The sequence below is a fragment of the Streptomyces sp. JH14 genome (genome assembly GCF_029428675.1).
Lineage (GTDB): Bacteria > Actinomycetota > Actinomycetes > Streptomycetales > Streptomycetaceae > Streptomyces.
Genome location: NZ_JAJNEL010000001.1, coordinates 1,061,667 through 1,073,762, shown reverse-complemented (window position 1 = coordinate 1,073,762; position 12,096 = coordinate 1,061,667). Strand labels below are relative to the sequence as shown.

8 protein-coding genes and 1 pseudogene are annotated in these 12,096 nt (G+C 71.9%); 5 read left to right on the top strand and 4 right to left on the bottom strand.

The annotated features are described in order from the left end of the window. Positions 1-98: 98 nt before the first annotated feature. Positions 99-827: a TetR/AcrR family transcriptional regulator gene (locus tag LRD69_RS04850; RefSeq protein WP_277325303.1), complete on the bottom strand. Its 729-nt coding sequence runs from the start codon at positions 825-827 to the stop codon at positions 99-101. A gap of 100 nt (positions 828-927) precedes the next feature. Here LRD69_RS04850 and LRD69_RS04845 point away from each other — a divergent pair, with 100 nt between their 5' ends. From LRD69_RS04845 to LRD69_RS04830, 4 genes are all read left to right on the top strand, one after another. Then, complete coding sequence (locus LRD69_RS04845; protein WP_277325302.1) at positions 928-2,433, top strand: APC family permease; 1,506 nt, start codon at positions 928-930, stop codon at positions 2,431-2,433. Positions 2,434-2,481: 48 nt separating this feature from the next. Further along, complete coding sequence (locus tag LRD69_RS04840; protein ID WP_277325301.1) at positions 2,482-4,125, top strand: amidohydrolase; 1,644 nt, start codon at positions 2,482-2,484, stop codon at positions 4,123-4,125. A gap of 165 nt (positions 4,126-4,290) precedes the next feature. Next, on the top strand, positions 4,291-5,376 hold the full coding sequence (locus tag LRD69_RS04835; RefSeq protein WP_277325300.1) for an S-(hydroxymethyl)mycothiol dehydrogenase: 1,086 nt from the start codon (positions 4,291-4,293) through the stop codon (positions 5,374-5,376). After that, positions 5,376-6,005 carry an MBL fold metallo-hydrolase gene (locus tag LRD69_RS04830; protein ID WP_277325299.1) on the top strand — a complete coding sequence of 210 codons (630 nt, stop codon included), beginning with the start codon at positions 5,376-5,378 and terminating at the stop codon, positions 6,003-6,005. Before LRD69_RS04835 ends, LRD69_RS04830 begins: the two co-directional genes overlap by 1 nt. Positions 6,006-6,015: 10 nt before the next feature. Here LRD69_RS04830 and LRD69_RS04825 read toward each other — a convergent pair whose 3' ends face one another. Both LRD69_RS04825 and LRD69_RS04820 read right to left on the bottom strand, forming a co-directional pair. Beyond that, the gene (locus LRD69_RS04825) at positions 6,016-6,951 is read right to left on the bottom strand and encodes a pseudouridine synthase (protein WP_277325298.1); all 936 of its coding nucleotides are present in this window, start codon (positions 6,949-6,951) and stop codon (positions 6,016-6,018) included. Between the two features lie 191 nt (positions 6,952-7,142). After that, positions 7,143-10,028 carry a glycoside hydrolase family 2 TIM barrel-domain containing protein gene (locus LRD69_RS04820; protein WP_277325297.1) on the bottom strand — a complete coding sequence of 962 codons (2,886 nt, stop codon included), beginning with the start codon at positions 10,026-10,028 and terminating at the stop codon, positions 7,143-7,145. 420 nt (positions 10,029-10,448) lie between these two features. Between LRD69_RS04820 and LRD69_RS04815 the strand changes: the two genes are divergently transcribed. Beyond that, positions 10,449-11,288, top strand: coding sequence for an SDR family oxidoreductase (locus LRD69_RS04815; RefSeq protein WP_277329625.1), 840 nt, complete (start codon positions 10,449-10,451; stop codon positions 11,286-11,288). 291 nt (positions 11,289-11,579) lie between these two features. Here the strand turns inward: LRD69_RS04815 and LRD69_RS04810 are convergent. Next, positions 11,580-12,032 (bottom strand): annotated as a pseudogene (locus LRD69_RS04810) (glycoside hydrolase family 15 protein); the annotation flags it as partial. Positions 12,033-12,096: the final 64 nt, after the last annotated feature.

Genomic DNA, 12,096 nt, shown 5'->3' with positions numbered 1-12,096 from the left:
CCCAAGACGCCCTGCGCGAGTCGGACGTCCCCGCGGCCCGAACTCGTGCCCCGCAGCTCCTGCGAGGGCTGGACGTCCTCGCGCCCCGAGCCCGGGCCTCACACGTCGGACGGGCTCGCTGTCACATGCTGCAGCCGCGCCGCGGCCGCCGCGAGCATCATCTCCAGCGCCGCCGGATAGCCGCTGCGGCCCATCTCCGCCACCAGTACCGGCGCGGTCGCCGCGATGTGCGGATGCGTGGTCCGCTCCAGTCGCGCATACGTCTGCGGCCACGTCTGCACCTCCAGCGCACGGGCCCGCTCCGACAGCACCAGCGTCGACGCGTCCAGCGCCGCGAAGGACAGCGTCTGGTCGACGAACACGTGATAGATCCGCACCGCCTCTGCGTCCGGGAAGCCCGCCCCGCGCAGAATCCCGAGAATGGTCTCCACGGCCTGGATCTCGTGCGTACGGCCGGTGACCCGGGCGCACGTCAGCAGGGCCGCCTGCGGATGCGTCAGATAGTCGGCGTGCATCCGCAACCCCAGGTCGCGCAGGTCGGCCCGCCAGTCACCGGTCGCCCGCCAGCCGGACAGCGTACGGCCGATCAGCTCGTCGGCCACCGCGAGCAGCAGCTCGTCCGTGTCCCGGAAGTACCGGTAGATCGCGCTCGGATCGCACCCCAGGGCGGCGCCGAGCCGGCGCACGGTGAGCGCCGCCGCACCGTGCTCGCCGATCAGCCGCAGCACCGTCCCCACGATCAGCTGTTCCGACAGAACCGTGCCCTGCTTGGTGGGGCGCCTGCGGCGGCGCGCCCCCTCCGCCACCACCCGCTCGCTCGCGTTCATGCGGCGCACCTTATGACAACAGCGTTGACGTGCGGAACCCCCGAGGAGTTCGATGTGCCGCCATCGGGGCCGAAGAGTGCCCCTCGGCGAAGGAGCCACCGTGACGGACTCACCCACCCCCTACGGCAGCGACCCACCAGCAGCCGCGTCCCTCAGGAAGAGCCTCGGCGTCGTCGACGGCTTCGCCATCGCCGCGTCCTCCACCGCCGCGACCACGAGCATCGGCATCGGTCTCGGCGTCACCGCGGGCGCCGTCGGCCTCCATCTGCCGATCATCATGCTGCTCGGCTTCCTGCCCGTCCTGGGCATCGCGAGCGCCTACTCCCGGCTCAACAGGGTCGAGCCGAACATGGGCAGCGGCTATGTCTGGGTCGGCCGCTCCCTCAGCCCCTGGCTCGGCTTCCTCGTCGGCTGGATCGGCATCGTCTCCACGGTCGTCTTCCTCTCGTACACCACGACGGTCACCGGCTCCGCCCTGCTCCAACTCGCGGGCGAGGGCGGGCTGCACACCCTCGCCGGGCTCCGCCTCGACCCGGACTCCACCGCCCAGTCGACCGCCCTCGGCATCGCCGTCCTGATCGCCGTCACCCTCACCGCGATCACCGGCACCCGCTCCGCCGCCAACCTGCAGAAGTACCTGCTCGTCTTCGAGTACGTCGTGCTGCTCGGGTTCTGCGGGTACGGACTGGTCGTCGGCCCGCACCCGTTCAGCCTGGACTGGATCAACCCGTTCACCATCCCCTCCGGACAGCAGCTCGCCCAGGGGCTTCTTCTCTCGGTCTTCTGCTACTGGGGGTTCGAGTCATCGTTCAGCGTCAACGAGGAGGTCCGCGACCCGCAGGACGCCTCCAGGGCCGGGCTCATCACCCTCTTCACCATGCTCGGCCTCTTCCTCCTCGGCTCCTTCGCCTTCCAACGGGTCCTCTCCCTGGACGAATTGACCGGGCACGGTGCCCAGGGGCTCACGTACTTCGGCGACCGGCTCGCCGATCAGCCGCTCGCCGCGCTCCCGCTGATCGCCCTCACCTTCTCCGCCGTGGCCTCCCTCCAGTCCGGCGTGATCCCGACCGTGCGCGGCATGTTCGCGATGAGCCGGGACCGCACGCTCGGCCCGCTCTGGACCAAGGTCAGCCCGCGGTTCGGCACACCGGCGGCCGGAACGGTCGCGATCGGCTGTGTCGCCGCCGCCATCGCCGTTCTGTCGCTGGTCATCCCGAAGGTCGGAGACCTGATCCTGGCGTCCGTCAACGCGATCGGCGTCGTCGTCTCGGTCTACTACGCGCTCACCGCGCTGGCCGCGGCCGCCCGTTTTCGCGGCCTGCTGCGCCAGAGCCCTGCCGAGGCGCTGCGTGCCGTCGTACTCCCGGTGCTCAGCGCCGTCGCACTGCTCGGCCTCGGCGGCTACCTCTGCTGGTCCTTCTACACCTCCGCCGACCACTTCGCGATCAGCCCGGACAACGGCTGGTTCATGCTCTTCTGCCCGGCGGCCATGCTGGTGACCGGCGTGGGTGCGGCAGCCTGGGCCAAGTGGATAAGAAAGTCACCGTATTTCGTCACCGGCCGCTCCCTCGCCCCTGCCGAACCCGCGGTCACCGAGGCGGCCTGACCCCGCAACGCGCGCCACCCCACGACTCCCACGGAAACGGAACCACTGATGCACCACACCCCCGCCGATCTCGTCCTCACCGGCGGCCCCATCCTCACCATGGACTCGGCCCGCAGCCGCGCCACGACCGTGGCCGTCACCGGCGACCGCATCACCGCGGTCGGCCACGACGAGGTGCGTGAACTGATCGGCCCGAAGACCGAAGTCGTCGATCTCGCCGGGCGGCTGCTCGTTCCCGGTTTCCAGGACGCGCACATCCACCCGGTCACCGCCGGCCTCGAACTCGCGCAGTGCAACCTCACGGACTCCCGGACGGCGGCGGACACCCTCGCCGCGGTACGGGCCTACGCCGACAGCCACCCGGACCAGGAGTGGATCACCGGCGGCGGCTGGTCCATGGAGGCCTTCGACGGCGGCAGCCCGACCCGGGACCGGCTCGACACCGCCGTACCCGACCGCCCCGTCTTCCTGGTCAACCGCGACCACCACGGCGCCTGGGTCAACACCCGTGCCCTCATGCTCGCCGGCATCACCCGCGACACCCCCGACCCGGCCGACGGCCGTATCGAACGCGACGACCGGGGCGAGCCCACCGGACTTCTCCAGGAGGGAGCCATGGACCTGGTCGCCCAGCACACCCCGCGCTCCACCCCCGCCGACCGGCTCGCCGCTCTGCTCCGTGCCCAGCGTCTCCTCCACTCGTACGGGATCACCGCCTGGCAGGACGCCATCGTCGGCGTCTACGGTTCGATGGACGACGCCTCCGACGCCTATCTGACCGCAGCCCGCGACGGATCGCTCACCGCGCGGGTCGTCGGCGCCCTGTGGTGGGAGCGCGAGCGTGGCTCCGAGCAGATACCCGAACTCGTCGCCAGGCGGCGGGAGCTGACGGGCGGACGGTTCCGGGCCGGGTCGGTGAAGATCATGCAGGACGGGGTCGCCGAGACGGGCACCGCAGCTCTGCTCACGCCGTACCTCGACGCCTGCGGCTGCGCCACCGCCAACAGCGGCACCAGCTTCGTCGACCCCGTCGAGCTGCGCCGGTACGTCACCGAACTGGACGCCCTCGGCTTCCAGACCCACTTCCACGCCCTTGGCGACCGCGCGGTGCGCGAGGCACTCGACGCCGTCGAGGCCGCCCGCACCGTCAACGGCCGCACCGACACCCGGCCCCACCTCGCCCATCTCCAGATCGTCCACCCCGACGACATCCCGCGGTTCCGTGAGCTCGGTGCCACAGCCAACATCCAGCCGCTCTGGGCCGCCCATGAGCCACAGATGGACGAGCTGACCATTCCCTTTCTCGGCGACGAACGCGCCGCGCTGCAGTATCCGTTCGGCGCGCTGCTGCGGTCCGGTGCGACCGTCGCGGCGGGCAGCGACTGGCCGGTCAGCAGCGCCGAGCCGCTGCACGGCATCCACACCGCGGTCAACCGGATCGCCCCGGACGGCGAAGGACCGGTCTTCCTGCCCGGCGAGCGCATCGGACTCACGGCCGCCATCGCCGCGTACACGGCCGGATCGGCCCATGTGAACCACCTGGACGACACCGGCTCCATCCGTACCGGAGCCCTCGCCGACCTGGTGGTCCTGGACCGCGACGTGTACGCGGGCCCGCCCGAGGAGATCGGCACCACCCGCGTCCTCCAGACGTATGTCGGCGGACGCCGGGTCCACGACACGGAGGCCTGACGCACGGCGGGCGGCTCCCGCGGAACCTCCGGTGGGGCCGCCCGCCGCGCTCCGACGCGCCATCGCTGCCGGGACACCCGCACAGCGCGTACGGTTGTCCGCGTTCGATCACCGGTATCGGTCGGACATCTCAGAAGCCGGGACCGTCACGAAGGAGACCGCGGTATGGCGCAGCAGGTACAAGGGGTCATCGCACCGGGGAAGAACGAGCCGGTGCGCGTCGAGACGATCGTGATCCCGGACCCCGGCCCCGGTGAGGCCGTCGTGAAGATCCAGGCGTGCGGCGTCTGCCACACCGACCTGCACTACAAGCAGGGCGGCATCAACGACGACTTCCCGTTCCTGCTCGGCCATGAGGCCGCGGGCATCGTCGAATCCGTCGGCGACGGCGTCACGGACGTCGAGCCCGGCGACTTCGTCATCCTCAACTGGCGTGCGGTCTGCGGGCAGTGCCGGGCGTGTCTGCGCGGCCGCCCCTGGTACTGCTTCAACACCCACAACGCCCAGCAGAAGATGACGCTGCTGGACGGTACCGAGCTGTCGCCCGCGCTCGGCATCGGTGCGTTCGCGGAGAAGACCCTGGTCGCCGCGGGCCAGTGCACCAAGGTCGACCCGGAGGCCTCCCCGGCCGTCGCCGGGCTGCTCGGCTGCGGCGTCATGGCGGGCATCGGCGCCGCCATCAACACCGGCGGGGTCGGCCGCGGGGACTCGGTCGCCGTCATCGGCTGCGGCGGGGTCGGCGACGCGGCCGTCGTCGGCGCGCGGCTGGCCGGAGCCGCGAAGATCATCGCGGTGGACATCGACGACCGCAAGCTGGACACGGCGAAGAAGATGGGCGCCACCCACACCGTCAACTCCCGCTCCACCGACCCGGTCGAGGCGATCCGCTCCCTGACGGGCGGCAACGGCGCCGACGTCGTCATCGAGGCGGTCGGCCGCCCGGAGACGTACAAGCAGGCCTTCTACGCCCGCGACCTCGCCGGCACCGTCGTCCTGGTCGGCGTCCCCACCCCGGAGATGCAGCTCGAACTGCCGCTCCTCGACGTGTTCGGCCGCGGCGGCTCGCTCAAGTCCTCCTGGTACGGCGACTGCCTGCCCTCGCGCGACTTCCCGATGCTCATCGATCTGCACCAGCAGGGCCGTATCGACCTCGGCGCATTCGTCACCGAGACCATCGGACTCGGCGACATCGAGCAGGCCTTCACCCGGATGCACGAAGGCGACGTGCTGCGCTCGGTGGTGGTCTTCTGATGGCCGCCCGCATCGACCACCTCGTCACCTCCGGCACGTTCGCCCTCGACGGCGGCGAGTGGGACGTCGACAACAACGTCTGGATCGTCGGCGACGACACCGAGGCGATCGTCATCGACGCCGCCCATGACGCCGCCGCCATCGAGGCCGCGCTCGCGGGCCGCACGCTGCGCGCCATCGTCTGCACGCACGCCCACAACGACCACATCGACGCGGCTCCGGCCCTCGCCGACGCCACCGGTGCACCGATCCTGCTGCACCCCGACGATCTGCCGCTGTGGAAGCAGACCCACCCGGACCGCACCCCCGACGCCGAACTGGCCGAGGGGCAGGAGCTGGAGATCGCCGGGACCGCGCTCCAGGTCCTGCACACGCCCGGTCATGCCCCGGGAGCGGTCTGCCTGTACGCCCCCGAGCTGGCCACCGTCTTCACCGGGGACACCCTCTTCCAGGGCGGACCCGGCGCCACCGGACGGTCGTTCTCGCACTTCCCGACGATCGTCGCGTCGATCAGGGACCGGCTGCTCGCCCTGCCGGCCGAGACAACCGTCCGTACCGGGCACGGGGACTCCACGACGATCGGCGCGGAGGCCCCGCACCTCGACGAGTGGATCGCCCGCGGTCACTGACCGCCGGGACTCACCGGTCCGGCCACGCCGAGAGCCGCAGCCCGCTCTCGAAGCGGCGCGGCCCACCCGTGACCGGATCGGTGAACTCCAGCACCCGCGCCAGGAGTTGCAGCGGACGCGTCCAGTCGTCCGTGGCGCCCTCCGGCTCCACCACCGGATAGACGGGATCGTGGACGAGGGGCAGGCCCAGGCTGTTCATGTGCACGCGCAGCTGGTGGGTCCGCCCGGTGGCGGGCAGCAGCCGGTAACGGCCCAGTCCCTCCCGGTGTTCCAGCAGCTCGATCCGGCTCTCGCTGTTCGCCTCGCCCGGCTCCTCCCGGGCGGCGATCACCCCGCGCTCCTTGACGATCCGGCTGCGTACCGTACGCGGGAAGGCGATCGAGGGGTCGTACGGTGCCACCGCCTCGTACTCCTTGCGCACCCGCTTGTCCCGGAACAGCGTCTGGTACGCCCCCCGGTCCTCGGGCCGTACGACGAAGAGGACGAGGCCCGCGGTGAGCCGGTCCAGCCGGTGCGCGGGCTGCAGCGACGGCAGCCCCAACTCCCGGCGGAGCCGCGCCACGGCCGTCTCGGTGATGTGGCGGCCGCGCGGTGTCGTGGCGAGGAAGTGCGGCTTGTCGGCGATCACGAGATGCGCGTCGCGGTACACGACGCCGACCGGGAACGGCACCGGCTCCTCGGGCGCGAAGTCCCGGTGGAACCAGAGATACCGCCCCGCCGTGTACGGCTCGTCGGGGGCCACGGGCCCCTGCACCGAGACGAACCGGCCCCCGGCGAACATGGCGTCCACCCGGTCCGCCCCGATCGCACCGGCGAACCGCGCCAGCAGATGATCGCGGACCGTCGCCCACTCCTCGCCCGGATCCTCGGGGAGCCGCACCCGGACCGGATCGATCCCGTCCCGCTGCGGCAGGGGCGCCGGCGGAGGCTTCGCGCGGCCTCTCATCGCGGCGGCCCTGCCGGTGCGTCGATGTCCGGGGCGCGGCGGCTGACGGTGCTGATGGTCATGGTGGCGACCATCCTGTCACGCGTCGCCGCAGGTCACCGACGGCTGCACGGTCACAGCCCACCGGTACCGGTCACGCCCACCGGCAGCCGGCCGGTCACGCGGTGCCGTCACCGTCCGCGGCCCCTGTCTCACCCCACCGCCGAGAACACGAACGAGAACTCCGCGGCCGCCGCGTCGAGCCGGTACTGCGGCAGCACCCCCGGCCCGCACGACTGCGACCCGATGCCCTGCACCGCATGGTCCAGGTTGACCCAGACGGTCTCCCCGGGCACCAGTTCCGGGCCGTGCTCCGCCGCATCCAGTTGCTCGCTCGTCCACCGCCGCGCGGTGAACCAGAACGGCACACCCCCTTCGGCCCGCAGTCCCGCACCGTCGCCGTGCGTCAGCTCCGCCCACCGGACATCGGCCCGCGCACCGTTCTCCTGCGGCCGGACGTACGGGGTCTGCATCGCGTCCACGGGCATCTCCCATCGCCCGAGCACCGACGCCGCCCGGGTGTCCGGGTACGCCTCGCCCGGCCCGCCGCCGAACCACCGCGCCCGGCCGTACGCAGCGGGCAGCCCGAACCGGATCCCGAGCCGGGGCAGCGGCACCCGCCACTCGCCCTCCGGCACCACGGACACGGTGAGCCCGAGCCGCGCCCCGTCGTCGGTCCACCGGTACGCCGTACGCAACCCCAGGTCCGCCCCGGCGGGCGCCACCCGCGTCCGTACGGTCAACGACTCCTCGCCCACCTCCACGGCGTCGATCCGATGGCGCATCCGATGCAGCCCCAACTCCCGCCACCGCAGTCCGTACCGCTCGTCCGGCTGCCAGGCCGCACCGTTGTCGTTGTCGGTGGGCGCCCGCCACACATCGAGCCGCAGCCCCTGCACCGGCACGCCGCCGAGCCGTACCGGTGCCCCGGTCGCCGCGTCGAAGACCCCGCTCCCGAGCGTGATCACCCCCGCGCCCGCCTCCGGCCGCGATCCCACCACGGCCGTGACCGGGGCCGCCGCACCGACCTCCACCTGCCCCCACGCCATCACATGCCCGCGCTCGGCCCACGCGGTGTCCTCGGCGAGCAGCGCCCGGACGGTCCACACACCCGGGCCGTTCCCGGGAAGCCGTACCTCGGCGTGGGCTCCGGGGGCCAGGGCGGGCACGGCGAGCGGACCGGTTCCGCGGAGCTCGCCGTCCACCTCGTGCGACCAGACGAACTCCAGATGATCCAGCCCCGCGAAGTCGTACCCGTTGCCGATCCTGACCGTGCCCGCCGACGTCCCGGCCTCGATCCGTACCGGCTCGACGACCTTCTTGTACTCGATCAGCCCGGGGGAGGGGGTGCGGTCGGGGAAGAGCAGCCCGTCGCAGACGAAGTTGCCGTCGTGCAACTCCTCGCCGAAGTCCCCGCCATAGGCGAAGCCGTGCTCCGGGTGGGCGAGACCGTGGTCGATCCACTCCCAGACGAACCCGCCCTGGCAGCGCTCGTACTGCTCGAAGAGGCGCTGGTATTCGCTCAGCCCGCCCGGGCCGTTGCCCATCGCGTGTCCGTACTCGCACATGATGAACGGCATGGCGCGCCGCCTGGCGTCCAGTTCCGGGTCGCCCCACGGGGCCTCGGCCCGCTTCCCGATCAGCTCGACCTCCGCGTGCGCCGGATACATCCGCGAATAGACGTCGACGTCCTTGCAGGACAGGTCGCCCTCGTAGTGCACCAGCCGTTCCGGATCCCGGCCCTTGATCCACTCGGCCATGGCGGTCAGCCCGCGTCCCGTCCCGCACTCGTTTCCCAGCGACCAGATGATCACCGACGCGTGGTTCTTGTCGCGCTCGACCATCCGCGCGGCCCGGTCGAGGAGCGCCGGGGTCCACCGATCGTCGTCGACCGGGTTGTCGCGCCACTCCAGTCCGGCAAAACCATGGGTCTCCAGATCGCACTCGTCGATCACCCAGAGTCCGAGCTCGTCGCAGAGATCCAGGAACGCCGGATGCGGCGGATAGTGGCTGGTCCGTACGGCATTGATGTGGTGCTGCTTCATCAGCACCAGATCGCGCCGCATCGTCTCCGCGTCCACGGCCCGCCCCGTCTCCGGGTGGAACTCGTGGCGGTTCACCCCACGGAACAGCACGCGCCGGCCGTTGACCTCGACGACGCCGTCCTCGACGACGACGGTACGGAAGCCGATCCGCAGCGGGATGCGCTCGCCGGGGGTCACCAGCTCACCGTCGTACAGCCGGGGCGTCTCGGCGGTCCACGGCTCGACCGGCACGGTCACCGCCTCACCCGTCGCGGCGTCGACCCCCAGCTCGGGCACGACGACCCGGCCCCTGGTCCCTTCGCACTCCACCCGCAGGGTCCCGGCACCGGCGCCGTGGTCGTAGCCGGCGTGGACGAAGAAGTCCCGGGGCGCTTCCTGGGGCCGGTGCGCGAGCGTGACGTCCCGGAAGATCCCGGGGAGCCACCACTGGTCCTGGTCCTCCAGATAGCTCCCGGACGACCACTGATGCACGCGGACGGCCAGGACGTTGCCCTCGGCCCGCACGATGCCGCCGACCGCGAACTCGTGCGGCAGCCGCGACCCCTTGAAGTCCCCCAGCTCCTCGCCGTTGAGCCAGACCCGGGCGGCGGACTCCACCCCGTCGAACCGCAGCACGGCGTCGCCGCCCGCCGGCCATCCGTCGGGCAGATCGAAGGTGCGCAGATGGTCCCCGGTCGGGTTCTCGGTCGGCACGTGCGGCGGATCGACCGGGAACGGGTAGACGACATTGGTGTACGCGGGCGCTCCGCCGGCCCCCTGCAGCACCCAGTGCCCGGGCACCGCGACCGTTCGCCACCCGGACGCGTCGAACCCGGGCCGGGCGAACGACGTGTCCTCGGCGGTCGCGGTCGGCGAGAGCCGGAAGCGCCATTCCCCGTTCAACGACATCCGCGGGGCGTCCGACCCGGCATACCAGGACCGGGGCGGCAGTCCGCCCGATCCGGGGGCCACGTCCACGTGCCAGGGGAGGGAGTAGCTCGGTGTACGGCTCATGATGCTCCTTGCTCGGCAACACCTGCGTCGCTGCTGGACGTTAGCCACGCCCGGAGCGCTTCGACAGAGGGCCGAGGGGCGGGCGCCGGATCTCCGGGGCGCCTTTGGTGCGGCTGCCTCGAGGCGGGAGACGGCATGCGGTGAGGAGTGCAGGGCGGCCCGGTCGGGTCATTGGCCCGGTTGCGTGACATTCCCGCCCCGCCGGGAACGCCCTGCGTGCCGGGTCCGGGCCGCCCGCCGCGTTCGGTGTTCCCTTCCTGAAGAAGGCGGCGCGGTGCGGAAGGGCTCGCTTCCGGTCCTGGCGGGACGGTGCGGTGACCCCGCGTCGTCCTTCCCGTGAGCGACTGCCGGTCCAGCGGCCCGGCCGGCGGCGACGTCCGCCGGCCGGCGGGCCGTCCGAGTGCCGAAGGAGAAGCCGTGGTGGCTGGAAGTACCGGTGAGGTCCGGGGCGCACTGTCCGCGCGGCTCGTGGCAGGGCAGAAGGCGCTGGTGACCGGGGCCGGTTCGGGCATCGGCAGGGCGACCGCGATCGCACTCGGGCGGGCCGGTGCGGATGTCGTGGTCAACTACGTCGTAGGCGAGGACGAGGCCGAGAAGGTCGTCGCGGAGATCAGGGGACTCGGCGTCCGCGCCTACGCCCACCAGGCCGATGTCTCCGACGAGGACCAGGTCGTCGGCATGGTCGCCCGCATGGTCGAGGAGTTCGGCACCATCGACATCATGGTGGCCAACGCGGGCCTCCAGCGGGATGCGCCGAGCGTGGAGATGACGCGCGCCCAGTGGCAGAAGGTCATCGACGTCAACCTCACCGGCCAGTTCCTCTGCGCGCGGGAGGCCACCAAGGAGTTCCTGCGGCGCGGCGTCGTACCGGAGGTCTCCCGGTCCGCGGGGAAGATCATCTGCATGAGCTCGGTCCACCAGCTCGTCCCCTGGGCGGGCCATGTGAACTACGCCGCCTCCAAAGGCGGCGTCGGCATGATGATGGCGACCCTCGCACAGGAACTGGCCCCCCAGGGAATCCGTGTGAACGCCATCGCGCCGGGCGCCATCCGCACCCCCATCAACAGGAGCGCCTGGGACACCCCCGAGGCCGAGGCCGACCTGCTGCGACTGATCCCGTACCGCCGGGTCGGGGAGCCGGACGACATCGCCAACGCCGTCGTCGCGGTGGCGTCCGATCTGCTCGACTACCTCGTGGGCGCCACGCTGTACGTGGACGGCGGAATGACACTCTTCCCCGGCTTCGCCACCGGAGGCTGACACCCGGCCGGCAGCGCGGGCCGCGCCCCGCACGGAGAGGGACCCGTCGGGGCCGTCGCCGGCCCGCCACAGCCAACGGTCGTCGCGACCGTGCTGACCGGGCCCGCTCTGGTCCTGCTCTACTGGATGGACACGCACGGCGAGCTGGACTCTTCCACCGACGCCGGCACACAGGCCGGCCGGGCACCCGGTGACCCGTTGTAGGCCTCCCACCGCACGTCGGCGGAGCCGTCCGTGAACCTCTCGGAGGCCCGGCCGGGCGGTCTCCCGGCGGCTGCCGGGACGGCAGGGTCAGCGGCCCTCCTCGCGGTCGAGCGCCTCGTCGAGCGTGGTGGAGGCCATGATCAGGGACAGGTGCGTGAACGCCTGCGGGAAATTGCCCAGTTGCTCCCCGCTCGGGCCGATCTCCTCGGCGAAGAGCCCGACGTGGTTGGCGTAGGTCTGCATCTTCTCGAAGGCGTATCGCGCCTGCGGGAGCCGGCCCGCGCGTACCAGCGCGTCGACGTACAGGAAGGTGCGGAGGCTGAACGTGCCCTCGGCGCACCGCAGTCCGTCGGGCGAGGCCGCCGGGTCGTAGCGGTGGACGAGGCTGTCCGAGACGAGTGTGCGGTCGATGGCGTCCAGCGTGGACAGCCAGGCCGGGTCCTTCGAGCAGCGCGGCGAAGATGCTGGGCGAATCGAACCGGGGGCGGCGAACCCGTCGATGACCCCCCGGGAGGAGACGAGCGCGGCCGTCTGCAGATCGCCGATCAGTCCGTGCTCGGCGATCGGTGGATAGCGCTCGTCCATCGTGGCTCCGGCGGGTAGG

Bases quoted from the DNA above. Each gene is read 5' to 3' on its own strand.
- LRD69_RS04835 (WP_277325300.1), top strand. From the start codon at position 4,291: ATGGCGCAGCAGGTACAAGGGGTCATCGCACCGGGGAAGAACGAGCCG.
- LRD69_RS04850 (WP_277325303.1), bottom strand. From the start codon at position 827: ATGAACGCGAGCGAGCGGGTGGTGGCGGAGGGGGCGCGCCGCCGCAGG.
- LRD69_RS04830 (WP_277325299.1), top strand. From the start codon at position 5,376: ATGGCCGCCCGCATCGACCACCTCGTCACCTCCGGCACGTTCGCCCTC.
- LRD69_RS04825 (WP_277325298.1), bottom strand. From the start codon at position 6,951: ATGAGAGGCCGCGCGAAGCCTCCGCCGGCGCCCCTGCCGCAGCGGGAC.
- LRD69_RS04840 (WP_277325301.1), top strand. From the start codon at position 2,482: ATGCACCACACCCCCGCCGATCTCGTCCTCACCGGCGGCCCCATCCTC.
- LRD69_RS04820 (WP_277325297.1), bottom strand. From the start codon at position 10,028: ATGAGCCGTACACCGAGCTACTCCCTCCCCTGGCACGTGGACGTGGCC.